General features: G+C 59.7%; 25 protein-coding genes. 13 read left to right on the top strand and 12 right to left on the bottom strand.

The genetic code is table 11. The annotated features are described in order from the left end of the window. Position 1: 1 nt before the first annotated feature. The 9 genes from ACTRWK_RS07915 to ACTRWK_RS07955 all read right to left on the bottom strand — a co-directional run bounded on the left by ACTRWK_RS07915 (position 2) and on the right by ACTRWK_RS07955 (position 9,363). Positions 2-2,965, bottom strand: a complete 2,964-nt coding sequence (locus tag ACTRWK_RS07915) for a 2-oxoglutarate dehydrogenase E1 component (protein WP_037943252.1) — start codon at positions 2,963-2,965, stop codon at positions 2-4. Positions 2,966-3,041: 76 nt separating this feature from the next. After that, on the bottom strand, positions 3,042-3,929 hold the full coding sequence (gene sucD / locus ACTRWK_RS07920; protein ID WP_009826038.1) for a succinate--CoA ligase subunit alpha: 888 nt from the start codon (positions 3,927-3,929) through the stop codon (positions 3,042-3,044). A 43-nt stretch (positions 3,930-3,972) separates the two neighbouring features. Beyond that, the gene (locus ACTRWK_RS07925; RefSeq protein ID WP_132997163.1) at positions 3,973-4,659 is read right to left on the bottom strand and encodes a hypothetical protein; all 687 of its coding nucleotides are present in this window, start codon (positions 4,657-4,659) and stop codon (positions 3,973-3,975) included. Continuing rightward, the gene (locus ACTRWK_RS07930; RefSeq protein WP_289081432.1) at positions 4,656-5,117 is read right to left on the bottom strand and encodes a succinyl-CoA synthetase subunit beta; all 462 of its coding nucleotides are present in this window, start codon (positions 5,115-5,117) and stop codon (positions 4,656-4,658) included. Before ACTRWK_RS07930 ends, ACTRWK_RS07925 begins: the two co-directional genes overlap by 4 nt. Before the next feature lie 91 nt (positions 5,118-5,208). Beyond that, positions 5,209-6,402, bottom strand: coding sequence for an ADP-forming succinate--CoA ligase subunit beta (gene sucC / locus ACTRWK_RS07935; RefSeq protein ID WP_289081431.1), 1,194 nt, complete (start codon positions 6,400-6,402; stop codon positions 5,209-5,211). 281 nt (positions 6,403-6,683) lie between these two features. Beyond that, the gene (locus ACTRWK_RS07940; protein WP_289081430.1) at positions 6,684-7,721 is read right to left on the bottom strand and encodes a MaoC family dehydratase; all 1,038 of its coding nucleotides are present in this window, start codon (positions 7,719-7,721) and stop codon (positions 6,684-6,686) included. Continuing rightward, positions 7,721-7,924: a DUF1737 domain-containing protein gene (locus ACTRWK_RS07945; protein ID WP_009826044.1), complete on the bottom strand. Its 204-nt coding sequence runs from the start codon at positions 7,922-7,924 to the stop codon at positions 7,721-7,723. Before ACTRWK_RS07945 ends, ACTRWK_RS07940 begins: the two co-directional genes overlap by 1 nt. An 18-nt stretch (positions 7,925-7,942) precedes the next feature. After that, the gene (locus ACTRWK_RS07950; RefSeq protein WP_462843870.1) at positions 7,943-8,500 is read right to left on the bottom strand and encodes an NnrU family protein; all 558 of its coding nucleotides are present in this window, start codon (positions 8,498-8,500) and stop codon (positions 7,943-7,945) included. 5 nt (positions 8,501-8,505) lie between these two features. Next, positions 8,506-9,363: an HpcH/HpaI aldolase/citrate lyase family protein gene (locus ACTRWK_RS07955; RefSeq protein ID WP_064216135.1), complete on the bottom strand. Its 858-nt coding sequence runs from the start codon at positions 9,361-9,363 to the stop codon at positions 8,506-8,508. 174 nt (positions 9,364-9,537) lie between these two features. On the opposite strand from ACTRWK_RS07955, the gene ACTRWK_RS07960 reads away from it, so the two are divergent. The 11 genes from ACTRWK_RS07960 to ACTRWK_RS08010 all read left to right on the top strand — a co-directional run bounded on the left by ACTRWK_RS07960 (position 9,538) and on the right by ACTRWK_RS08010 (position 18,302). Beyond that, the gene (locus ACTRWK_RS07960) at positions 9,538-9,714 is read left to right on the top strand and encodes a hypothetical protein (RefSeq protein WP_162840118.1); all 177 of its coding nucleotides are present in this window, start codon (positions 9,538-9,540) and stop codon (positions 9,712-9,714) included. Between the two features lie 120 nt (positions 9,715-9,834). Next, the gene (locus tag ACTRWK_RS07965) at positions 9,835-10,875 is read left to right on the top strand and encodes a PRC-barrel domain-containing protein (RefSeq protein WP_462843871.1); all 1,041 of its coding nucleotides are present in this window, start codon (positions 9,835-9,837) and stop codon (positions 10,873-10,875) included. A gap of 189 nt (positions 10,876-11,064) precedes the next feature. Beyond that, positions 11,065-12,027, top strand: a complete 963-nt coding sequence (gene mdh, locus ACTRWK_RS07970; RefSeq protein WP_462843872.1) for a malate dehydrogenase — start codon at positions 11,065-11,067, stop codon at positions 12,025-12,027. A gap of 434 nt (positions 12,028-12,461) precedes the next feature. Beyond that, on the top strand, positions 12,462-12,845 hold the full coding sequence (gene sdhC, locus ACTRWK_RS07975) for a succinate dehydrogenase, cytochrome b556 subunit (RefSeq protein ID WP_005851524.1): 384 nt from the start codon (positions 12,462-12,464) through the stop codon (positions 12,843-12,845). Positions 12,846-12,856: 11 nt separating this feature from the next. Then, positions 12,857-13,228: a succinate dehydrogenase, hydrophobic membrane anchor protein gene (gene sdhD, locus ACTRWK_RS07980; protein ID WP_037964988.1), complete on the top strand. Its 372-nt coding sequence runs from the start codon at positions 12,857-12,859 to the stop codon at positions 13,226-13,228. A 31-nt stretch (positions 13,229-13,259) separates the two neighbouring features. Next, the gene (gene sdhA, locus ACTRWK_RS07985) at positions 13,260-15,065 is read left to right on the top strand and encodes a succinate dehydrogenase flavoprotein subunit (protein WP_005851527.1); all 1,806 of its coding nucleotides are present in this window, start codon (positions 13,260-13,262) and stop codon (positions 15,063-15,065) included. Between the two features lie 82 nt (positions 15,066-15,147). Further along, positions 15,148-15,483, top strand: coding sequence for a hypothetical protein (locus tag ACTRWK_RS07990; RefSeq protein WP_005851528.1), 336 nt, complete (start codon positions 15,148-15,150; stop codon positions 15,481-15,483). After that, the gene (locus tag ACTRWK_RS07995) at positions 15,483-16,298 is read left to right on the top strand and encodes an FkbM family methyltransferase (protein WP_037943264.1); all 816 of its coding nucleotides are present in this window, start codon (positions 15,483-15,485) and stop codon (positions 16,296-16,298) included. Before ACTRWK_RS07990 ends, ACTRWK_RS07995 begins: the two co-directional genes overlap by 1 nt. A 53-nt stretch (positions 16,299-16,351) precedes the next feature. After that, entirely contained in the window at positions 16,352-17,131 is a 780-nt protein-coding gene (locus ACTRWK_RS08000) for a succinate dehydrogenase iron-sulfur subunit (protein WP_037943266.1), read from the top strand. 61 nt (positions 17,132-17,192) lie between these two features. Further along, positions 17,193-17,408, top strand: coding sequence for a hypothetical protein (locus ACTRWK_RS08005; protein ID WP_037943268.1), 216 nt, complete (start codon positions 17,193-17,195; stop codon positions 17,406-17,408). A 51-nt stretch (positions 17,409-17,459) separates the two neighbouring features. After that, complete coding sequence (locus tag ACTRWK_RS08010; RefSeq protein ID WP_037943269.1) at positions 17,460-18,302, top strand: urea carboxylase-associated family protein; 843 nt, start codon at positions 17,460-17,462, stop codon at positions 18,300-18,302. A gap of 79 nt (positions 18,303-18,381) precedes the next feature. Here the strand turns inward: ACTRWK_RS08010 and deoD are convergent, their stop codons facing one another. The 3 genes from deoD to ACTRWK_RS08025 all read right to left on the bottom strand — a co-directional run bounded on the left by deoD (position 18,382) and on the right by ACTRWK_RS08025 (position 21,566). Beyond that, positions 18,382-19,092 (bottom strand): purine-nucleoside phosphorylase, encoded by a 711-nt coding sequence (gene deoD / locus ACTRWK_RS08015; protein ID WP_005851536.1) that lies wholly within the window; start codon positions 19,090-19,092, stop codon positions 18,382-18,384. 82 nt (positions 19,093-19,174) lie between these two features. Beyond that, complete coding sequence (locus tag ACTRWK_RS08020; protein ID WP_005851537.1) at positions 19,175-19,489, bottom strand: H-NS histone family protein; 315 nt, start codon at positions 19,487-19,489, stop codon at positions 19,175-19,177. A gap of 85 nt (positions 19,490-19,574) precedes the next feature. Further along, positions 19,575-21,566, bottom strand: a complete 1,992-nt coding sequence (locus ACTRWK_RS08025; protein ID WP_375071252.1) for a methylmalonyl-CoA mutase family protein — start codon at positions 21,564-21,566, stop codon at positions 19,575-19,577. Positions 21,567-21,747: 181 nt separating this feature from the next. Between ACTRWK_RS08025 and ACTRWK_RS08030 the strand changes: the two genes are divergently transcribed. Both ACTRWK_RS08030 and ccrA read left to right on the top strand, forming a co-directional pair. After that, on the top strand, positions 21,748-23,094 hold the full coding sequence (locus tag ACTRWK_RS08030) for a 1-acyl-sn-glycerol-3-phosphate acyltransferase (RefSeq protein WP_289081425.1): 1,347 nt from the start codon (positions 21,748-21,750) through the stop codon (positions 23,092-23,094). Positions 23,095-23,258: 164 nt separating this feature from the next. Further along, a complete protein-coding gene (gene ccrA / locus ACTRWK_RS08035) occupies positions 23,259-24,539 on the top strand; it encodes a crotonyl-CoA carboxylase/reductase (RefSeq protein ID WP_009826059.1) in 1,281 nt (426 codons plus the stop codon). Positions 24,540-24,567: the final 28 nt, after the last annotated feature.

Genomic DNA, 24,567 nt, shown 5'->3' on the forward strand with positions numbered 1-24,567 from the left:
GTTATTTTCCTTCGATGGTCAGCGCTTCGTCAACGAGGGCTGCTTGTTGTGCTTTGTGTTGGGAGGCAAGGCCGGTCGCAGGCGAGGCCGAGGTGGCGCGACCGACATAGGTCGGACGGGTGTGGGTGGCGTCGATACGGCCCAGAACCCATTCGATATTGGGTTCAATGAAGGACCATGCCCCTTGGTTCTTGGGCTCTTCCTGACACCATACCATTTCCGCATTCTTGAAGCGTTCCAGCTCTTTCACAGCGGATTGCGCGGGGAACGGGTAGAATTGTTCGAAACGCAGCAGGTAGATGTCGTCGATGCCACGGGCGTCGCGTTCTTCCAGCAGGTCATAGTAGACCTTGCCCGAACACATGACGACGCGCTTGATCTTGTCGTCCGCCGCCAATGTGGTGTCCGAGTTGCCCTGTTCCGCATCGTCCCAGAGGACGCGGTGGAAAGAGGAGCCGGTGGTGAATTCCTCGGCCTTGCTGACGGCCAGCTTGTGGCGCAGCAGGGATTTCGGCGTCATCAGCATCAGCGGCTTGCGGTAGCTGCGGTGCAGCTGGCGGCGCAGCAGGTGGAAGTAGTTCGCGGGCGTGGTGCAGTTCGCAACGATCCAGTTGTCGCCGCCGCACATGGTCAGGAAGCGTTCCAGACGCGCGGAGGAGTGTTCGGGCCCTTGCCCTTCATAGCCATGGGGCATCAGGCAGACGAGGCCGGACATGCGCAGCCATTTGCTTTCGCCCGAGGAAATGAACTGGTCGAACATGATCTGCGCGCCGTTGGCAAAGTCGCCGAACTGCGCTTCCCACAGGGTCAGCGCGTTGGGTTCCGCCAGCGAGTAGCCGTATTCAAAGCCCAGAACCGCGTATTCCGACAGCATGGAGTCGATGACTTCGTATTCTGCTTGACCTTCGCGGATGTGGTTCAGCGGGTAGTAGCGGTCTTCGTTTTCCTGATTGATCAGGGCCGAATGACGCTGCGAGAAGGTGCCGCGGGCGGAGTCCTGACCGGACAGGCGGACCTTGTACCCTTCGGTCAAGAGCGAGCCAAAGGCCAGCGCCTCGGCTGTGGCCCAGTCGAAGCCTTCGCCGGATTTGAACATCTCGGCCTTGGCGTCCAGCAGGCGCGCCACGGTTTTATGCAGCGGAAAGCCGTCGGGTGCGGCGGTCAGCGCCTTGCCCACATCCGCCATGGTTTCGGCGGCGATGGCTGTCTTGCCACGCTGGTATTTCTTTTCCTTGGCCTTATCGAGGTGCGACCACTTGCCATCCAGCCAATCGGCCTTGTTGGGGCGGTATTCCTTGCCGGCCTCGAATTCGGTGTTCATCTTCTCCTGGAAGGCGGCTTTCATATCCTCGATCTCGCCCTCGGGGATCAGGCCGTCTTTCACCAGCCGCTCGGTATAGAGCGTCAGCGTGGTCTTTTGCTTTTTGATCTTCTTGTACATCACCGGATTGGTGAACATCGGCTCGTCGCCTTCGTTGTGACCAAAGCGGCGGTAGCAGATCAGGTCGATGACCACGTCTTTCTTGAACTTCTGACGGAATTCCGTCGCCACGCGGGCCGCGTGCACGACCGCTTCGGGGTCGTCGCCGTTGACGTGGAAGATCGGAGCCTCGACGACCAGCGCGTTATCGGTCGGATAGGGGCTGGAGCGGCTGAAGTGCGGCGCTGTGGTGAAACCGATCTGGTTGTTCACCACGATATGCATGGTCCCGCCGGTACGGTGCCCGCGCAGGCCCGAGAGGGCGAAGCATTCGGCCACGACACCCTGACCGGCGAAAGCCGCATCCCCGTGCAGCAGGATCGGCATCACGGAGGTGCGCTCCTTGTCGTTCAGCTGGTCCTGCTTGGCGCGGACCTTGCCCAGAACAACGGGGTTCACCGCTTCAAGGTGGGACGGGTTGGCGGTCAGCGACAGGTGGACGGTGTTGCCGTCGAATTCACGGTCGGAGGACGCGCCGAGGTGGTATTTCACATCGCCGGAGCCGTCGACGTCATCGGGTTTAAAGCTGCCGCCCTGAAACTCGTTGAAGATCGCGCGGTAGGGTTTCTGCATGACGTTTGCCAGCACCGACAGACGGCCACGGTGCGGCATGCCGATCACGATGTCCTGAATGCCCAGCTGACCGCCGCGCTTGATGATCTGCTCCATCGCGGGGATCAGGCTTTCGCCGCCATCAAGGCCGAACCGCTTGGTGCCCATGTATTTGACGTGCAGGAATTTCTCGAAGCCTTCGGCCTCTACCAGCTTGTTCAGGATGGCTTTGCGGCCATTGCGGGTGAACTGGATTTCCTTGCCGTAGCCCTCGATCCGCTCTTTCAGCCACGCGGCCTGTTCGGGATCAGAGATGTGCATGTATTGCAGCGCGAAGGTGCCGCAGTAGGTGCTTTTGACGATATCGACGATCTGTTTCATCGTCGCGATCTCAAGGCCAAGCACATTGTCGATAAAGATCGGGCGATCCATGTCCTTGGGCCCGAAGCCATAGGCGGCCGGGTCCAGTTCAGGATGGGTGTCGCTGTCGCGCATGCCAAGCGGGTCAAGATCGGCGGCAAGGTGACCACGGATACGGTAGGCGCGGATCAGCATCAACGCGCGGATACTGTCGAGCACGGCACGTTGCACCTGCGCGTCAGACAGTTCGATCCCCTTGGAGGAGGCTTTTTCGGTAATCTTCTGACCGGCGGCTTTCGCTTCGGTCGGGACGGGCCACTGGCCGGTCAATGCAGAGGTCAGATCGTCCTGCGGGACGGGGGGCCAATCACTGCGCGCCCAGGATGGGCCTGCGGCCTCCGCCTGAACATCGGCGTGGTCATCGTCCATCGCTTCGAAGAACGCCTGCCATGCGCCATCAACCGCATTGGGATCGCTGGCATAGCGGGCATACATTGCCTCTAGGTATTCGCCGTTCTGCCCCTCGAGAAAGGAGGTATCGTGGAACTGGTCGTTTTTGGGTTGGTCTGTCATGGCGATACCTCTGATGAGAGCGCGACGTTTAAGTAAGAGCGGCGGGGCCTGCAAAGTCAGGCCCCACCATCTGGCGTTAGCCTTTGTTGATAGCTTCTTGAACAGCTTCACCCAGCGTTGCGGGGCTATCCGCAACAACGATGCCTGCTTCTTTCATAGCTGCGATCTTGGATTCCGCGTCACCTTTGCCGCCTGCGACGATCGCACCGGCGTGGCCCATACGACGGCCGGGAGGGGCTGTGCGGCCCGCGATGAAACCGGCTGTGGGCTTCCAACGGCCTTTTTTCTTCTCGTCGGCCAGGAATTGTGCCGCTTCCTCTTCGGCAGAACCGCCGATTTCACCAATCATGATGATCGACTGTGTTTCTGGATCGGCCAGGAACATCTCGAGGATATCGATATGCTCGGACCCTTTGATGGGGTCGCCGCCGATACCAACCGCAGAGGATTGGCCGAGGCCAAGATCGGATGTCTGTTTCACAGCTTCGTACGTAAGCGTGCCCGAGCGCGAGACAACCCCGCAGGTGCCGCGCTTGTGGATGTGGCCGGGCATGATGCCGATTTTGCAGGCGTCAGGCGTGATCACGCCGGGGCAGTTTGGCCCGATCAAGCGGGATTTGGACCCTTCGAGCGCGCGCTTGACGCGCATCATGTCCAGAACCGGGATGCCTTCGGTGATGCAGATGATCAGCTCCATCTCGGCGTCGATCGCCTCGAGGATGGAATCCGCGGCGAAGGGGGGCGGCACGTAGATGACCGTGGCGTTGGCTTCGGTGACGTGACGGGCTTCGTGGACAGAGTTGAACACGGGCAGGTCAAGGTGCGTCTGGCCGCCTTTGCCGGGGGTCACACCGCCGACCATTTTGGTGCCATAGGCGATGGCCTGTTCGGTGTGGAACGTGCCCTGCGAGCCGGTGAGGCCCTGGCAGATCACTTTGGTGTTTTCGTTTACGAGTACGGCCATGTTATGTGCTTTCTTCTCAAGTTCAATTCAGGTGGCGCCGGTCTCAGGGCGCGGTGGAAGGTGCCGCCGCCGCAAGGCGCGGCAGTCGGTATGTCAGATAGATTGCAACAGCGAACATCAGCGGGATGCCCAGTTCGCCGACTTCCTCGATGACGTAGGCCAGATCGATCTGATCCTGGCCTAGCGTGATGCCAAAGGGTTCCAGCTTGCGCGCCAGCCCGTCGGTCAGCTTGTAGACGACGATGAACAACAGCCCGATCAACACAGCAAGCTGCGGTGCCGCGCCTTTGGCGACCCCACGGATGAAGCCCCATGTCTCGCGGCGCAACAGGATCAAACCGGTTGTGATGATCGCCAGCAGGATGACGCCGGCAACGCCCTTTTCCATCAGGCTGACGCCATCGCTGGAAAATTGCCGCGCTTTCAGCAGGCCTTCGGTGAACGGCTTTTTATCAAGGTCCAGTTCGCGGGCCGCGAACAGGGCCATGAACACCGCAAAGTACCACCGACGCGCCGCCGAAGCCGCGGGCCACAGCACGAACATCAGCAAGATGCATAGGCCATAGCCAACGACCGACAGTGTCTCGAACGGGCCGCCTTCGGCCAGCAGGGAATCCTGCATCGGCATGGGCAGCTGTGCGACGACAGCCATCATTGCGAAGACCAGAACGGTCATCCCAAAGACGATGGCCTTGCCACCGGTGACGGTGTTTTGCGCGGACGCGGTCATTGGCTTGCCTCGTTCAGCGGGATCAGGCGTTCGACGCGGGCAAAGGTTTCAACTCCCTGCGCCCCGTCGCGTACCCCCGATTGTACCACAGCCATGCGGTTGGGGTTCAGCATGACGGCGGCGCGATAGGTGGCCCCCGTCGTGACGGGAAACCCCGCGGGGACATCTACCAGATCGGTCAGGTTTTCCTGTGCCAATCCGGTGGCGATCCCCTGTTGCGCAACCTGCGGTGCCGCCCCGTCAAAGGACACTTCGCAGCGACGGTCTGTGCCCGCCGTTGCTGCCGCGCCAATCACCGGAGACTGTGGTGCCGAGGTAAAGGGACGCAGATCATAGAAATCGACCCGTGCCCCGGTGCTGCCAAGCTGTGCCTGCGCTGTCCGTGCGGTCAGACGCGGGCTGAAACAATGGTCTGCAAAGGCCTGGGCGATGTCCGCCGCGCGCGTTGTCTGTGCCATAGCGTTACTGGCCGCCCCGAAAGGGACAGCCAGCGCGGCAATGGAAAAACAAAAGGCGAGACGATGCATCATCCAAGCTTTCCAGCCAGTTTTAGCCTTTGACCGCTTTCACGATCTTTTGCGCGCCATCTTTCAGGTCGTCCGCAGCGATCACGTCCAGGCCGGAGTTGTTGATGATGGCTTTGCCTTCTTCAACGTTTGTGCCTTCCAGACGGACAACCAGCGGAACCTGCAGGCCGACTTCCTTCACGGCTGCGACCACGCCTTCGGCGATGACGTCACAGCGCATGATGCCGCCGAAGATGTTGACCAGAATACCTTTGACCTGCGGGTCGGAGGTGATGATCTTGAACGCTTCGGTTACTTTCTCTTTGGTGGCACCACCACCAACATCAAGGAAGTTCGCAGGCTCGGCACCGTAAAGCTTGATGATGTCCATTGTGGCCATCGCCAGACCGGCACCGTTCACCATGCAGCCGATTTCACCGTCCAGAGCGATGTAGTTCAGGTCGTACTTGGACGCCTCGAGCTCTTTGGGGTCTTCTTCGGTGGTGTCGCGCAGATCGGCAATATCGCCGTGGCGGTACATTGCGTTGCCGTCAAAGCTGACTTTGGCGTCCAGCACTTTCAGGTCGCCGGCGTCGGTGACGATCAGCGGGTTGATTTCCAGCATTTCCATGTCTTTTTCGACGAAGGCTTTGAACAGCTGGCCCATCAGGGTCACACATTGTTTGACCTGCTTGCCTTCCAGCCCCAGGGCGAAAGCAACGCGGCGGCCGTGGTAGGGCTGGAAGCCCGCGGCGGGGTCAACAGAGAAGCTGATGATTTTCTCGGGGGTGGACTCGGCCACTTCTTCGATGTCCATGCCGCCCTCGGTGGAGCAGACGAACCCGATGCGCGAGGTCTGGCGATCCACCAGCAGCGCGAGGTACAATTCGGTTTCGATGCCCGAACCGTCTTCGATGTAGATCCGGTTGACCTGTTTGCCCGCGGACCCGGTCTGATGCGTGACCAGGGTGCGGCCCAGCATTTTCTTGGCTTCCTCGGCGGCTTCTTCAACCGATTTGGTCAGGCGTACACCGCCTTTGTCGCCAGCGTCGGCTTCTTTGAAAGACCCCTTGCCGCGGCCACCTGCGTGGATCTGTGCCTTGACGACCCAAAGAGGTCCGTCCATCTCGCCTGCGGCTGTTTTCGCTTCTTCAGCTTTCAGCACGACCCGGCCGTCGGATACTGGCGCGCCGTAGCTACGCAAAAGGGCTTTTGCCTGATATTCGTGGATGTTCATAAAAAACGGTCCCGTCTTTGTTCCAGTCTAATCGCGGTATACGATTGAGTCTTGATACTCGGTAAACAGTTTTTCGGAGAAATACAGGGTTTTCCAGATAAAAGCGACATTTGTGATCACACGAATTTCGCGTGTGATCACAAAATAGCGCTAACGGTGGAAAATCTGCGGAATGTTGCCGACGCAGCGGCTGTCGCGCTCGGAAACCCCACGTTTTAAGGGCCGAACGCGACATATAGTTGTTTGTTTTGCGACCGGTCGGCCGTCGTCAAGGGGGCGTCTTACTTGGGAATCAGTGCCCAGTAATCGAGGTCGAGCAGGACATCGGGCAGGTATTTGCCGTCTTCACCCTTCAGCTTGAACGGCTCTCCGCCTTTGGTGGCGACCAAGCGCAAGCGCAATGCGCCGACGCCGGGTTTGTCGGTATCGGCTTTGTCCAAAACCTCGGTCCAGGCGCGGATTGTGTCGCCGGACAGGCAGGGGTTCGCATGCGCCCCGCCGTTCAGCCCCACGATCATCTGCGCATTGGCCAGCCCGTTGAACGACAGCGCCCGCGCCATAGAGATCACATGACCGCCATAGATCAGCCGCGACCCGTCGGGGCGGGCGGAGGTGTCAAAGTGCACTTTCGCCGTGTTCTGCCACAGGCGGGTGGCCATCATATGCTCCGCCTCTTCGACGGTGACGCCATCCACGTGGTCGATCATCTCGCCCACGGTATAATCGCCCCAGCGATGCGCCTCGCCCGCGAGGGTAAAGTCGTAATTGCTGAAGTCGAGCGTTTCGGGAATCGACAGATCGTCAACCGTCAGCGCCTTGGGTAGATCGGGCACGACCGTTTCGGGGGCGGAGGCATCGACATCACGTTTGCGCACCATCACCCAGCGGACATACTCCAGCACCTTGGTGTCGTTCTGGTTGAAGCCGGTGGTGCGTACATAGACGACCCCGGTTTTCCCGTTAGAGTTCTGCTTGAGGCCGATCACCTCGGATTCAGATCGCAGCGTGTCACCTGGCCAGACCGGTGCCAGCCAGCGCCCCTGTGCATAGCCAAGGTTGGCGACCGCGTTCAGCGATACATCCGGCACGGTTTTCCCGAACACGATGTGAAAGGTGATCATATCGTCCAACGGGCTGGCAGGCAGGCCGCAGCTTTGCGCAAACTGGTCAGAGGAATAAAGCGCATGACGTGCGGGATAAAGTGCGTGGTACAGCGCGCGTTCGCCATCCTTGACCGTGCGGGGCACAGCATGATGCAACGTCTCGCCTACTTTATAGTCTTCAAAGAAACGGCCCTTATTGGTCTTTGCCTGTGCCATCAATGCGCCCCCAGTTTGGTGTCGGGCGTATAGGTGCCTTCGACTTCCTTGGTCACGGCCTGACCGCAACGCATGACATTTGCCTTGGCATCCCATGTCTGCGTGGGCGTGCCGTAAAGCTCCCACCCTTTGTTCAGCGCGTCGGTGACCTTGTGGCAAAAGGCGGAAGTGTCCTCTTCGGACAGGAAACGATAGAGTTTCATGGGGGTTCTTTCAGTAACTCAGGAAAAGGGAGAGACGCCAAGCAGGGTATGGATCGCGGTCACAACGACCAGCATCACCAGCGTGATCACCGCCAGGCGGATATAGGTGGCCTTGCCCGCTGGGGTAGGGGGTGTCCAGCTGGGTTCGGCGCGGTTGATCAGGATCACGGAACCGACCGCCCATGCCAGCATAGTGCCAAACAGCAGGATAGAGGCGAGATCCCCGTTCACCAGCAAATGCGCGACCGCCCAGATTTTGACAGCCATCAGCTGCGGGTGGCGGGTTTTATAGGCGGGCCAGGCCTTGGCCCCTTTGGCCGCACTGGACCCGTAGACCCAGAATGCCAGCACCATCAGCAGGTTGTTTAGATGCGTCAGGAAGGGCGGGGGCGTCCAGATGGGGACAAACGCGTCCCCGCGGTATCCGATGATGATCATGACCAGCGCCGCCACGATGGCGACGGCGATGATGCCTTTGCCCTGTCGGCCCATAGCTGCGCGCTGGTCCGGCATGAAACGACGGAAATAATGGGCACCGACCCATAAGATCAGACCAAGGATCAAAAGTGCCATCATCAGGTTTACTCCGTTTGCAGGGCCGCGATCGCGTCCAGCTTTGCCAATGTTTCGCGTGCGGTGGCGACATGCAGGTTTTCAACGATGCGCCCGTCCACAACGGCCACACCCTGACCTGTCGCCTGCATTTCGTCAAACGCCTCGATCTGGCGGCGGGCCAGGTCGGCTTCGGCCTCGGAGGGGGAGAATGCCTCGTTCGCGACGTCCAGCTGCGCGGGGTGGATCAAGGTCTTGCCGTCAAAGCCCATGTCGCGGCCCTGATCACATTCAACGCGGTGGCCTTCGTCGTCCTTGAACGCATTGTAAACGCCATCGACAATCGCGATGCCGTTGGCCTTGGCTGCCAGTACGCAGAGGCCAAGCCCGGTCATGAGGGGTAGGCGGTCGGCGCGCACGCGGGTTTGCAGGTCTTTGTTCAGGTCGTTGGTGCCCATCACCATACATTGCAGCTTGGGATGCGCGCCAATCGCGGCGGCATTCAGCATCGCACCCGGCGTTTCCATCATCGCCCAAAGCGGGATGTCGCCCGTGATTTCGGCCAAAGCGTCCAGATCGGCGGGGTTGCCGACTTTGGGCAGCAAAATGGCGTCGCAGTCCATCTTCGCCGCGGCGCGGGCATCGTCGGCACCCCATTCGGTGTCCAGCCCGTTGATGCGGATCACCTTATACCGGCTGCCATAGCCGCCATCCTTCAGCGCGGTGGCGAGTGTTTCACGTGCAGCGGTTTTTTCTTCCGGGATCACGGCGTCTTCGAGGTCAAAGATAATCGCATCGGCTGGCAGCCCGCGGGCTTTGTCTAACGCGCGGTCCTTGGAGCCGGGGATATACAGAACGGAACGCAGGGGGCGGGTGATTTTCGACATTTGCGACTCTCCAAGAAATAATGTTGCGTGCAGGTCTGCATTTTTAGACGAAAACTTCAAGCGCAAACGCGCCGCAGCGCAGCGTCAGATAATTTGCGGCTTTAACGCGGCCTTCAGGTTTTGCTGCCAGAAGGAAAGGCGTCTTTGTGCAAGTGTAAGTGTAAGAGGTGTAGAATGGTAAAACTGTTTAACCTGATCGGGCTGGCAACTGCCGCGGCGGCGGTGGTGGCGCTGACGCAGGATGTCGCGGCGGGGACGCGAACCGGAGGTTGTGACGGATGCCACAAGATTTCCGCGAAAATTTCGCACCCGCCGCAGGCTCAACAAACTAAGGAGGCGGGCCCCGTTTGATATGTCATAGATTATAAAAGCGGCGAAAAAAGATGCGGATCGCCGGAACGCAATCGCCACATCATCGTTGATATCACAACCGAGTGATTATCACCCGGAACTTCTAAAGGAGTATCAACAATGAAACGTATTCTTGGCACAACCGCAATCATCCTGAGCTTGACTGGTCCCGCATTTGCAGATGCACATGCAGCTGGTTTTGGTACCGTGACAGCGCAAGAAACTGACTTCTTCGCGTCCGACCTGATCGGCATGCGTATCTACAATTCCGAGACAGAAGTTGAAGCAAACTCCACCATCGCCGCTGACGGCGAAAAGGAATGGGACGACATCGGCGAGATCAATGACGTCCTGCTGGATTCGGAAGGCAACGTTAAGGCCGTTATCCTCGGCATTGGCGGCTTCCTCGGCATGGGTGAGCGTGACGTAAGCGTGAACATGGACGAGATTCGCATCGTGACCGAAGAAGGTGACAGCGACGACCGTTTCCTCGTGGTGAACACAAGCAAAGAGATGCTTGAAAAAGCCCCAGCGTTCGAACGTATGGACGACGAAGCTGACATGGAAACCGAAGCTGACATGGAAACCGAAGCGAACATGGACGCCGACGCCGACATGAAGGCTGACACAGACATGGCAGCGACCGACATGAACGCCGAAACTGAGGTCGACACAGAGACCGAAATGGAAGCGGATGCCGAAGCACTGGCAAACGAAGCTGAAATGGAAGCCGAAGAAGCAGCCGCTGAAACAGAGCAGGCCGTTGATGAAGCGACCACCGAAATGGCCGACGGGGCAAACGAACTTGAGCAAGAGATGGAACGCCCCATGCTGACAGCCCCAGCAGTTGAGCGTGAAGGCTATGCAAACGCCACAGCTGATGAAGTTGCCGCGCTGACAGCAGAAGACCTTGAAGGGTCCTATGTTTACGGTGCCAACGACGAGACCGTCGGTGAAATCGGTGCCCTCGTTATGGGTGACAACGGCGAAGTTGGCCAAGTTGTGATCAACGTCGGCGGTTTCCTGGGCATTGGCGAAAAGCCTGTTGCCGTGACTTGGGACGAGCTGCAAATCATGAAGAACGCTGAAGGCGACGACTTCCGCATCTACATCGACAGCAGCGAAGAAGCGCTTGAAGCACAGCCCGAATACCAAGGCTAAGCTTCACGCTCAGTCAAATTCGGCAATAGCTTGCTGAAAAGCTGACCAAGACGGGATCGTTTCGAAAGGAACGGTCCCGTTTTTTATGGCTCTGCGCGATGTGACGTGATGCCGGACCAAGCGCAACTTGCACGGTGCGCTTCATTTCGGTATCCCGAAGCGAAATGTAACCCTGTCGGAGTATACCACATGGCCAGACCCAAGATCGCGCTTATCGGCGCAGGGCAAATCGGGGGCACGCTTGCCCATCTCGCAGCAATCAAAGAACTGGGCGACGTTGTCCTGTTCGACATCGCCGAAGGTATCCCGCAGGGTAAGGCCCTCGATATCGCAGAATCGGGCCCATCCGCCAAATTCGACGCGACCATGACCGGCGCGAACGACTACTCTGAAATCGCTGGCGCAGACGTTTGCATCGTGACTGCCGGTGTTGCGCGTAAGCCCGGTATGAGCCGTGATGACCTGCTGGGAATTAACCTGAAGGTTATGAAATCCGTTGGCGAAGGCATTGCTGCCCACGCGCCAGACGCATTCGTTATCTGCATCACCAACCCGCTGGACGCGATGGTTTGGGCGCTGCGCGAATTCTCCGGCCTGCCCCACCACAAGGTGTGCGGCATGGCCGGTGTGCTTGATTCGGCACGCTTCCGTCACTTCCTCGCGACTGAATTCAACGTCTCCATGAAAGACGTCACTGCCTTCGTTCTGGGCGGCCACGGCGATACAATGGTGCCGCTGACGCGCTATTCCACCGTTGCGGGTATCCCATTGCCTGATCTGGTGAAAATGGGCTGGACCACACAGGATAAGCTGGACGCGATCGTTCAACGGACCCGTGATGGCGGTGCCGAAATCGTTGGCCTGCTGAAAACCGGTTCGGCGTTCTACGCGCCTGCGACATCGGCAATCGAAATGGCCGAAGCCTATCTGAAAGACCAAAAACGCGTTCTGCCATGCGCCGCCTATGTTGACGGTGCCTATGGTCTGGACGGCTTCTATGTCGGCGTGCCCACCGTGATCGGTGCTGGTGGCGTCGAACGTGTGGTCGAGATTGCGATGAACAAGGACGAACAGTCCATGTTCGACAACTCTGTGAGCGCCGTTAAAGGCTTGGTCGATGCGTGCAAAGGTATCGATGAATCGCTGAAGTAATACCCTAAGGTGCAGCGGGCGGACGTGGTCGAGATCACGGTAAACCCCGCCCGCTGCGCCTGCACTTTGCTATTGGACGATCCCGCGGGATGAAGCCAAAGCCGCTTGCTCCCCCCGCTCAGATCAGTCTTCGCAGGTAGCCAAATCTGCCGCATCGCAAGTTGAAGACATACGCATCATGCGGCGCGCAAACGGACGCTAGGGGCTGAGTTTTCGCCCAAACGGCTGCCGAAAAGCCCGATGAATTTGGTTGGCTTTAGTGCTTGTGATCACAGCTGGAAAATTAGTGATCACAAATTGCGGAAATGTCCGGCGCTAACCGAAGGGTTTGGGCAACTGCGCCAATAAACCGCTTCAAATTCACGCCTCTGGACGTGACAGTCCCAAAAATACCGTTATCTATGACCGCAACCTGACGAGAAAAGGAATCCATCATGGCAGATGTGAACCGGGGCAATCGCCCGCTGTCACCCCACCTGACGATCTATCGCCCGCAACTGACCTCCATGACGTCGATCCTGACGCGGATCACCGGCAACGCGATGCTGGTTGCCGCGCTGCTGATCGTCTGGTGGTTCCTCGCGGCGGCAACGTCGGCGGAGTATTTCGATATCGCGAACGGTTTCATCACCAGCTGGTTCGGTGATCTCGTCATGTTCCTGTCGCTGCTGGGGCTGTGGTATCACACGCTGGCTGGTATCCGGCACCTGATCTGGGACAACGGCTATGCGCTGGATATCCCGACGGCTGAAAAGCTGGGCTGGGCCGCGCTGATCGGTTCAGTCGTATTGACCATCATCACCGCGCTGATCATCTGAGGGATAGACACATGGCTTATTTGACAGACCGCAAACGCGCTATGGGCATGGGCTCGGCCAAATCGGGCACCGCACATTTCTGGGCGATGAAAGTCAGCTCTGTTGCGCTGCTGATCCTGATCCCGCTTTTCGTCTTTACCTTCGGGTCCGCCCTTGGGGGCACCTACGAAGAGATCATCGCCTACTACAGCAGGCCTTTCCCCGCGATCGTCGCCGCCCTGACGCTGATCGTTGGCTTCAAACATTTTAACGACGGTGTCCAAGTGCTGATCGAGGATTACGTCCACGGGCTGTCGCAGAAAGTTGCGATCATCCTGATGACCTGCCTCAGCTATGGTGCGGCCGCGGTTGGCGTTTTCGCCATCGCCCGCATCGCGCTTTAACACACGCCTACGCTATACCGGAGACCGAGACATGGCTGCATATGAATATGAAACGCATGAATATGATGTCGTTGTCGTGGGGGCTGGCGGCGCTGGCCTGCGTGCGACACTTGGCATGGCAGAGCAAGGGCTGAAAACAGCCTGCGTGACCAAAGTTTTCCCGACCCGTTCGCACACGGTTGCGGCGCAGGGCGGTATCGCGGCGTCGCTGTCCAACATGGGCCCCGATAACTGGCAGTGGCATATGTATGACACGGTCAAGGGCTCTGACTGGCTGGGTGACACCGATGCGATGGAATACCTCGCACGCGAAGCCCCAAAAGCGGTGTACGAGCTTGAACACTACGGTGTGCCTTTCTCGCGGACCGAAGCGGGCAAGATCTACCAGCGTCCCTTCGGCGGCCACACTACCGAATTCGGCGAAGGCCCCCCCGTGCAGCGGACCTGTGCCGCAGCCGACCGGACCGGCCACGCTATCCTGCACACGCTTTACGGTCAGTCGCTGAAGCATAACGCGGAATTCTACATCGAGTATTTCGCCATTGATCTGATCATGTCGGATGATGGTGTGTGTCAGGGTGTGCTGTGCTGGAAGCTGGACGACGGCACCATGCACCTGTTCAGCGCCAAGATGGTTGTTCTGGCGACAGGTGGCTATGGCCGTGCCTATTTCTCGGCGACATCGGCGCATACCTGCACCGGCGACGGCGGCGGTATGGCGGCGCGTGCGGGCCTGCCTTTGCAGGATATGGAATTCGTGCAATTCCACCCCACCGGAATCTATGGCGCGGGCTGTCTGATCACCGAAGGCGCGCGTGGCGAAGGCGGGTATCTGACCAACTCCGAAGGCGAACGCTTTATGGAGCGGTATGCCCCCACCTACAAAGACCTTGCCAGCCGTGACGTTGTTTCGCGCTGTATGACGATGGAAATCCGTGAAGGCCGCGGTGTGGGCGAGAACAAGGACCACATCCACCTGCACCTGAACCACCTGCCCAAGGAAACGTTGGACCTGCGTCTGCCCGGTATCTCTGAATCCGCGCGCATCTTTGCCGGTGTAGACCTGACCAAGGAACCGATCCCGGTTCTGCCGACCGTACACTACAACATGGGCGGCATCCCCACCAACTATTGGGGCGAAGTGCTGGCACCGACCGAAGACGCGCCGGACCGCGTGGCCCCGGGCCTGATGGCCGTGGGCGAAGCGGGCTGTGCCTCGGTACACGGGGCGAACCGCTTGGGTTCGAACTCTCTGATCGATCTTGTGGTCTTTGGCCGTGCCGCCGCGATCCGCGCGAAAGAGGTCGTCGACGCAGAGGCCCCCGTGCCGACGCCGAACCAGAAATCGGTCGATGCCGCCTTTGAACGCTTCGACAGCCTGCGCTATGCCAAGGGCCAGATCCCGACCGCCGAGCTGCGGCTTGAGATGCAGAAAACCATGCAGGCCGATGCTGCGGTTTTCCGTACCGACAAGACGCTGAACGAAGGCAAGGTCAAGATGGACGAGGTCGCCGGCAAGATCGCTGACCTGCACGTGACCGACACATCGCTGGTCTGGAACTCTGACCTGATGGAAACGCTTGAGCTGACCAACCTGATGCCGAACGCTGTGGCCACAATCACCGCCGCTGCTGCCCGCAAGGAAAGCCGCGGGGCGCATGCCCACGAAGATTACCCTGATCGCGATGACGAGAACTGGCGCAAGCACAGCCTCGCGTATTTCGACGGGAACGCGGCAACGCTCAGCTACCGTGGTGTGCACCTTGATCCGCTGACCGAGGAATCCGAAGGCGGGATCGACATGAAAAAGATCGCACCCAAAGCACGGGTCTATTGATCTGAAACCCTGCCTCCGCTTTTGGGGGCAGGGGACCAAACCGGGGGCCATGCCCTCGTCCTGCAGGCGGAGGGCAGGCGACATGAAACAGTTTATCGCTATGACCATGATTTTGGCCGCGTCCGCTTGTGCGCAAGCAACGCAGCAGGTCGACAGCATCGCCCGCGAAGGCACCAAGGGGGTCATCACCGAAACCCTTGCCACGCGCTTTCCGCAGGTGCCCAAGCAGCTGATCACGCCCTTCACCGATTGTATCGTCGACAATGCCGATGCGGCTCAGGTGCGCGTCTTCGCCAAATCCGCCGTGATCGGCGTGGATGACACCACCGTCGCCACCGTGCGCGCCGTACTGTCACGCCCCGAAACCGTGCAATGCCTGTCGCGTTCCGCTGGCAGCGTCCCGGGGTTGCTGGGCTAATGGGTCACCCGAACGTCACGCCGGATACGCAGGGCAAGGATGCAGGCCATATGGCCGATCTGCGCGCGCAATTCCGTGACGGGGACACCAGCGAACGCACCCGCATCAAGGCGCAGCTTGGCCCCACACAGGTGGAGTTCGCTGACATCCGCATGGTGGTGGACCCGCGCGATAACTACACCGAAACCTGCCTTTGGCTGAACGAATACCCGCCCGAGATCAAATCGCTGGTGGCTTTGGTCGAACTGGTGGAAGACCGCAACATGCTGGTCTTTGACATCGGTGCCAACTGCGGGGCCTATTCGATCCCGCTGGCGATGGCCGCAGGCGACGGGTCGCGCGTGGTGGCATTCGAACCCAACCCGCTGATGATTGGCCGGCTTGGCATGAACATCGCGCTGAACAATCTGACCGATCGTGTCCGTATCGAAGGCTGCGCGCTGTCCGACCGCGAGGGGGAGGCGATGCTGAACTTCCGCGGGCACAATTACGGTCAGGCATCGCTGCTCCCGATCGAGGGCAAGCAACAGAACGGCGGCGTGCTGGTGCCCACACGGCCCCTGTCCGCCTTTACACACGCCGCACGGCACCATGACGGCACGATCCTCAAGATCGATGTCGAAGGGGCCGAGGAGGTCGTGCTGAACCCCATCCTCGCGCAGGGCAAATCCGGCGGCTGGCTGCCGGATGCGATCTTGATAGAGGTCCGCCATGCGGATCAGTGGGACGGCGACCTTTGTGCAGAGATACTGGCCGCCGGGTACCGTCAAACCCTGCGCGCCGAGGGAAATGCGCTTTACATCCGAAAGACGTAAGCGCCAGAATTGTAACGAACTGGGCAACTGCCCGACAGACCAGGAGAAGCGATATGGTTCAACTCACGCTCCCCAAGAACTCCCGGATGACGACCGGTAAAACATGGCCCAAACCCGAAGGTGCCAAGAACCTGCGGCAGTTCCAGATCTATCGCTGGAATCCGGATGACGGAAAGAACCCGGCCATCGACACGTATTTCGTCGATATGGACACCTGCGGCCCGATGATTCTGGACGCGCTGATCAAGATCAAGAACGAGATCGACCCGACCCTGACCTTCCGCCGGTCCTGCCGCGAAGGCATCTGCGGATCCTGCGCGATGAACATCGACGGGATCAACACGCTGGCCTGTACCTATGGCGTGGACGAGGTGAAAGGCGCGGTGAAGATCTATCCGTTGCCACATATGCCCGTGGTCAAGGATCTGATCCCCGACCTCACGCATTTCTACGCGCAGCACGCCTCCATCCAGCCGTGGCTTGAAACCAAGACGGCAGAGCCCGCGAAAGAATGGAAACAGTCGATCGACGACCGTGCCAAGCTTGACGGGCTTTATGAGTGCATCATGTGCGCCTGCTGCTCGACATCCTGCCCCAGCTACTGGTGGAACGGCGACCGCTACCTCGGGCCAGCCGCGCTGCTGCATGCCTACCGCTGGATCATCGACAGCCGCGATGAAGCCACAGGCGAACGTCTGGACGATCTGGAAGACCCGTTCAAACTGTACCGCTGTCACACCATCATGAACTGCGCCAAGACCTGCCCCAAGGGCCTGAACCCTGCCGCAGCCATCGCCAATATCAAGAAGATGATGGTCGAACGCACCGTTTGATCCCATCGCAACCTGCGCCTCCCGCTGCCCATTGGCGCGGGGGGCGTGACATGTGCTCCCTATGATCCTGATTGCCTTTGCCATCGCTTTTGCGATCGTCGCCTATTTTGCCTACCGTGATAAGGGGGTGCGTGGATGCCGCTGGCGCAAGGACAGTACCCGCGACAAAGGCAGCCTGCAGTTCTACCACTGTGTCGCCTGCGGAGCAGAGGCCTATACCGCCACCCAATCGGCCCCCCGCGACTGTAAGGCCAATGTCGGCGGCCGGCCTCTCTGACGCCGTGCGCGATGGCCTCAGGATCGGACCCAACCGTCAGGAGTTTCCGCTATGACACCGCCCCATGATGCCGACGCCCGCCGCGCTGTTGCGCCCGTGATCTGCTATCCCGTCGAGACGCTGCCCGTGCCTGACATGGCACTTTACGGGCGCGCGCGCGAAACGCTGACCAAAGTGGACGAGGTCACCGTCGCCCCCCGGGAGGCAAGCTGCTTTACCGTGCCTGCGGGGCATTTCTTTCGGATCACCTCGGTCGAGGGGCCACAGGTCGGTGACCTGAACCTCTGGTCGCAAAATGATCTGTCCGAGCGGTTCTACTCCGGCAAAACCCGCGCGCTGCATGGCACGCATATCACCACTGGACAGCGCATGTGGAGCAGTTTTCCCACGCTGCGCCCTATGGCGACGCTGACCCATGATACGCTCGACTGGTACGGCATGGATGCCTTCGGCGGCTCGGTGCATGATGTGATCGGCACGCGCTGTGATCCCTATACCAACCAACTGTTGTCGGGCGGGCAATACCACCATTGCTGCCACTCCAACCTGATCCGGGCCTTGGCGGATCATCAGGGCATGTCCTACGCCGAGGCAGAGCCTTTCGTGCATGACGTGCTGAACGTCTTTATGTGCACCGGCTTTACCCGCGACACCGGCCAGTATTTCATGAAGGCTAGCCCCGTGCGCCCCGGCGACTACCTTGAGTTTTTCGCCGAGATCGACCTGCTTGGCGCGCTCAGCGCCTGTCCGGGGGGGGATTGCTCCGCCAAACACTCCTCGGACGTTGCCGCCTGCTATCCGCTGCTGGTAGAGGTGTTCGCCCCCGCCAAAGGCGCGCTTGAGGGGTGGCAAAGCCCGCCTCCCAACGGCTACGACCGCAGCCACGGGGGCTAAGGGATCGGGATAGCGCCCGGCCGTGCTTCCAAATGGATATAAATCCCCCGCGGAGCGTCCGACGGGGGATCATCGCGCATCAGCTGTTGGGGAAAGCCGCCTGTAGCGCGATTTCTACCATATCGCCAAAGGATTTCTCGCGCTCTTCCGCGGGCAGCGCTTCGCCGGTTTGCAGGTGGTCGCTGACCGTCAGCACCGCCAGCGCACGGCGTTTGTGACGCGCGGCGAGGGTATAAAGCTCTGCCGCTTCCATCTCGACGCCCAGAATACCGTGGCGGGTCATCTGCTCGTCCAGATCGGGGCGTTCGGCATAAAAGACATCCGAAGAATAGATCCCGCCGACATGGGTTTTCGTGCCTTTCGCCTCTGCCGCGTCCACGGCAGCACGCAGCAGGGACCAATCGGCGCAGGGGGCGTAATTCATCTCGCGGAAGATACCGGAAGAAGGCGAGGTAATTGTCGTGGCGGTCATGGCAATAATGACATCGCGAATACCAACCTGCGGCTGCATCCCGCCACAAGATCCAATCCGAATAAGGGTTTGCGCGTTGTATTCGGAAATCAATTCATTGGCATAAATCGACAGCGAGGGCATCCCCATGCCAGAGCCTTGAATAGTGACGCGGTTGCCATTCCATGTGCCGGTGAAACCCAGCATGCCGCGCACTTCATTTACAAGTTTTGCATCTTTAAGGAATGTTTCAGCAGCCCATTTCGCGCGATACGGGTCGCCGGGCATAAGGACTGTTTCGGCAATATCGCCGGGTTTTGCGCCAATATGAATTGTCATGGGATGCTCTTTATATTTCCAAAGCCAAGAGGATGCGCCGAGGGGACGCAATAATCGCACGCGGTGCGCAGGTCAGGCCGATTTACAGTTCCAACGTTTCCGGATCGGTGCCGCTGGCGATCAGGTCGCGGAACCAGTTGGGCTGGCGGCCCTTGCCGGTCCATGTCTGGCTGGGGTCTTCTGGGTTGGCGTATTTCGCGGCAGCTTTCGCGGCTTTGCCCTTTTTCGCACCGCCGGATACTTCATCCAGCGAGAACCCGTATTCGGCGGCTGCTTTTTCAGCGGCTTTGCGGGCTTCTACGCGGTCGCGTTCATATGCGTTTTTAATCGCCATCTTCACGTCTTCCAAATGCTGTTCCAGCTGTTTGTGGGACATTGTGCTTAGATCAATACTCATTCTCGCTCATTCCTTTGTCGAAAAGCCAATTAATGCTTTACGCCAAAAGAATGAACAAACAAAGAGTTTTTGAATTGGCCGCTTTTTATTCGGCGGCCACAGTTTCGGGATCGGCGAGTGTGACGATGTCTGCCATAATTGTATTCAATTCAAAGTCTTTCGGCGTGTAAACGCGGGCGACTCCCATAGCGCGCAATCTTTTGGCGTCTTCTTCTGGAATAATACCACCCACGATTACGGGAATGTGATCCAATCCGGCGGCGCGCATTTGTTTCATTAAATCCTCGACCAATGGAATATGTGATCCCGAAAGAATCGAAAGCCCGACAACGTGATGTTCCCCTACAGCGGCGGCGGAAACAATTTCCGACGGCGTCAGGCGAATACCCTCATAGGCAATTTCCATGCCGCAATCGCGGGCGCGGACGGCGATCTGTTCCGCGCCGTTCGAATGGCCGTCGAGCCCCGGTTTCCCGACAAGGAAACTCAGCCGGCGGCCCAGGCGGCTGCTGACGGCGTCCACGGCGTCGCGCAGGTCGTCCAGCCCCTCGGTCTTGTTTGACCGGCCAGAAGCAACGCCTGTTGGCCCACGGTATTCACCGTGCACGCTGCGCATCTGTTCGGCCCATTCGCCGGTGGTAACCCCCGCCTTGGCGGCGGCGATAGAGGGCTCCATTACATTGCGCCCTTCGGCAGCGGCGGCGCGCAGATCGGCCAGCGCCTTGTCCACGGCGGCCTGATCACGGCTGTCGCGCCATGCGTTCAGACGGTTGATCTGGTCGGCCTCGACCGCGGGGTCCACGACCATGATGCCGCCATCGCCCGTCATCAGCGGCGAGGGTTCGCCCTGTTGCCATTTATTCACGCCCACGACGATGGTCTCGCCGGCCTCGATCCGACCCAGACGGTCCGCGTTGCTTTCGACCAGACGCGACTTCATATAGTCAATCGCCGAAATCGCGCCGCCCATATCGTCAAGGTTCGCCAGCTCGGCCCGTGCGCCCTCTTTCAGCGCTTCGACCTTGCGGTCCACGGCGGGGTTGCCATCGAACAGGTCGTCAAACTCCAGCAGGTCGGTCTCGTAGGCCATGATCTGCTGCATCCGCATCGACCATTGCTGGTCCCACGGGCGCGGCAGGCCAAGCGCTTCGTTCCACGCGGGCAGCTGCACGGCGCGGGCGCGGGCGTTCTTTGACAGGGTCACCGCCAGCATCTCGATCAGGATGCGGTAGACGTTATTTTCGGGCTGCTGTTCGGTCAGCCCGAGCGAGTTCACCTGCACCCCATAGCGGAAGCGGCGATATTTCGGGTCTTCAACGCCATAGCGGTCGCGGCAGATTTCGTCCCAAAGGTCGCCAAAGGCGCGCATCTTGCACATCTCGGTGACAAAGCGGATGCCCGCGTTCACAAAGAAAGAGATCCGCCCCACCAGCATGGGGAAGTCCTCTTCGGGGACGCGGGGGCGCAAGGCGTCCAGTACGGCGGTGGCGGTGGCAAGGGCAAAGGCCAGCTCTTGCTCGGGCGTGGCACCGGCCTCTTGCAGGTGGTAGGAACAGACGTTCATCGGGTTCCACTTGGGCACGTTGGTATAGCAATACTCGGCCACATCCGCGATCATCTTGAGAGACGGGGCAGGCGGGCAGATATAGGTGCCACGCGACAGGTATTCCTTGATCAGGTCGTTCTGCACGGTGCCTTGCAGCTTGGACACATCCGCGCCCTGTTCCTCGGCCACAGCAATATACAGCGCCAGCAGCCACGGCGCGGTGGCGTTGATCGTCATCGAGGTGTTCATCTGCTCAAGCGGGATATCCTTGAACAGGCTGCGCATATCGCCCAGATGCGCCACGGGCACGCCCACTTTGCCGACTTCGCCGCGCGACAGGATGTGATCGCTGTCATATCCGGTCTGGGTGGGCAGGTCGAAGGCGACCGACAGGCCGGTTTGCCCTTTCAAAAGGTTCGCGCGGTACAGCGCATTGGATGCCTCGGCGGTGGAGTGTCCGGCGTAGGTGCGGATCAGCCAGGGGCGGTCTTTTTGCGGTTGCGACATGGGGCGGCCTTTCGTGAATCGAATGGGTAATATTCTTGCGCTGGTCGATTGATACGTGAAATAATCAGGCTCTGTCAATTCGCTGCATTGCGGCATGGGCGAAAGCCGCTGCGTTACGGTCGCGTGTGCCGTGCCTAGGGGTGCCCTATGTGTGGTTGACTGTTTTATGTTGCCCAGACAGCGCGGGTCCTGCAAGGGTTGGGCGATGACGCAAACGATTGAACTTCCCGTCTGGCTTTTCGCGGTGATCCTGCTGTTCGCGGCTGTGACCGCGCTTAGCCATTTCCTGTTGCCCTCGGTCCGGTGGTTCTTTCGCAGACGGCTGGAGAAAGCTGTCGCGCAGCTGAACACGCGGCTGACCCGCCCGATTGAACCGTTCAAGCTGGCGCGGCGGCACGATATGATCCAGCGGTTGATCTATGACCCGCAGATCAGTCAGGCGATTGTGGATCACGCGCGCGCCGAAGGTATCCCCGAGAACGTCGCCTCCGAACAGGCGCGCCGCTATGCCCGCGAGATCGTCCCGAGTTTTAGCGCCTTTGCCTATTTCAGCTTTGGCATCCGGCTGGCGCGGTTTCTGGCGAATGCGCTGTATGATGTGCGCACCGGATCGCAAAACGACGCGGTGATCGAAGGTATCCCGTCAGAGGCCACGGTCATCTTTGTGATGAACCACCGCAGCAACATGGACTACGTGCTGGTGACCTACCTCGCGGGGGAGGCGTCGGCGCTCAGCTATGCTGTGGGGGAATGGGCGCGTGTCTGGCCGCTCAGCCGGTTGATCCGGTCGATGGGGGCGTATTTCATCCGACGCAAGTCGCGCGGCGCGCTGTATCGCAAGGTCTTGGCCCGCTATGTGCAGATGGCGACCGAAGGCGGGGTGACCCAGGCGATCTTCCCCGAGGGCGGGCTGAGCCTGAACGGCAAGTTGATGCCGCCCAAGATGGGGCTGCTTGGCTATGTGCTTGAGGCCGAGTTGAAAGACCGCGATGTCGTCTTTGTACCGGTGGCGATCAACTATGACCGCGTACTGGAAGACCGCGTGTTGATTGCTGCGGACGCGGCAGGCACGCGCCGCTTCGATGCGCAAATCTCGGTAATTTTGAAATTCATTGTTCGCAAGATCTGGCTGCGTCTGCGCGGCAAATTCCTGCGCTTCGGCGAGGCGGTGGTCGTGTTCGGCACGCCGGTACATTTGCGCGACTATGGCGACGCGCCGAATGTGGACGGGCTGGCGCAGGATCTGATGGGGCGGATCGAACACGAGATGCCACTGTTGTTCGTGCCCTTGCTGGCGCGGGTGCTGTTGCTGGCGGAAAAGCCGCTGGATGGCGTCGCGCTGGAACAGGAAATGCAAGGCATGGCCGCGCGGGCCTCTGACGAGGCTACGGTTGTGGCGCAGGACTTCGCCGCCAATGTCGCCAGAGCACGCGATCATCTGGTGCAGCGCGGGATGATCACGGCGTCCGATCGTGGCTATGCCCCCGCCGACGGGCAACGCCCCGCCTTGCGGTTCTACGCCAACTCTATCGCCCATTTCTTTGACAGATAGGTCACACAAGCAAAACTGCTGCCGAAATTGCTGCGACTGCAAAGTCATAAAATTACAATTACAGGTCAAATGGTGTTGCATTGTTGCGCGAAGGATCATATTCCACCAGTAGACGCCGCGATTCTGCACTGCGGCACAAACCTATTCTGACTGTGGAGACCGACATGGCCTTGGACACGAATATCGCGCAATACGACGCACCGGAAAAAGACCTTTACGAGATCGGGGAAATCCCGCCGATGGGCTACGTTCCAAAGCAGATGTACGCATGGACCATCCGCAAGGAACGCCACGGGAACCCCAATACCGCGATGCTCGAAGAGGTCGTGGACGTGCCGACGCTCGACAGTCACGAGGTGCTTGTCCTCGTGATGGCGGCGGGTGTGAACTATAACGGTGTCTGGGCTGCCTTGGGCAAACCCATCAGCCCCTTCGACGGCCACAAGCAGCCCTTCCACATTGCGGGCTCTGACGCGTCGGGCATCGTCTGGGCGGTCGGCGACAAGGTAAAACGCTGGAAGGTCGGCGACGAAGTCGTGATCCATTGCAACCAGGATGACGGCGACGACGAAGAGTGCAACGGCGGCGATCCGATGTATTCCCCCAGCCAGCGTATCTGGGGCTACGAGACCCCCGACGGATCCTTCGCCCAGTTCACCAATGTGCAGGCGCAGCAGCTGATGCCACGCCCCAAGCACCTGACATGGGAAGAGGCCGCTTGCTACACGCTGACGCTGGCCACGGCCTACCGGATGCTGTTCGGCCACGAGCCTCATGACCTGAAACCGGGCCAGAACGTGCTGGTCTGGGGCGCCTCGGGCGGTCTGGGGTCCTATGCGATCCAGCTGATCAACACCGCTGGCGCGAATGCGATTGGTGTGATCTCGGATGAATCCAAGCGTGACTTTGTCATGGATCTGGGCGCCAAGGGCGTTCTGAACCGGAAGGACTTCAACTGCTGGGGCCAGATGCCCACAGTGAACACGCCCGAATATGCGGCTTGGTTCAAAGAGGCGCGCAAGTTCGGTGCCGCGATTTGGGAGATTACAGGCAAGGGCGTGAACGTCGACATGGTGTTTGAGCACCCCGGCGAGGCGACGTTCCCTGTTTCCACCTTCGTCTGCAAAAAGGGCGGCATGGTCGTGATCTGCGCGGGGACTTCGGGTTTCAACCTGACGTTCGACGTGCGCTATATGTGGATGCACCAGAAGCGTTTGCAGGGCAGCCACTTTGCCCACCTCAAGCAGGCGTCCGCCGCCAACAAACTGATGGTAGAGCGCCGTCTTGATCCGTGCATGTCCGAAGTGTTCACTTGGGCCGATCTGCCCGACGCGCATATGAAGATGATGGCGAACGAGCATAAGCCGGGCAACATGTCGGTACTGGTGCAATCGCCCAAGACCGGCCTGCGCACGCTCGAAGACGCGCTGGACGCGAAAAAATAAGTCGGTGGCCCCTGTTCAGGGGGCGCTG

Source organism: Sulfitobacter sp. G5_S2_6_S6 (assembly GCF_054968505.1).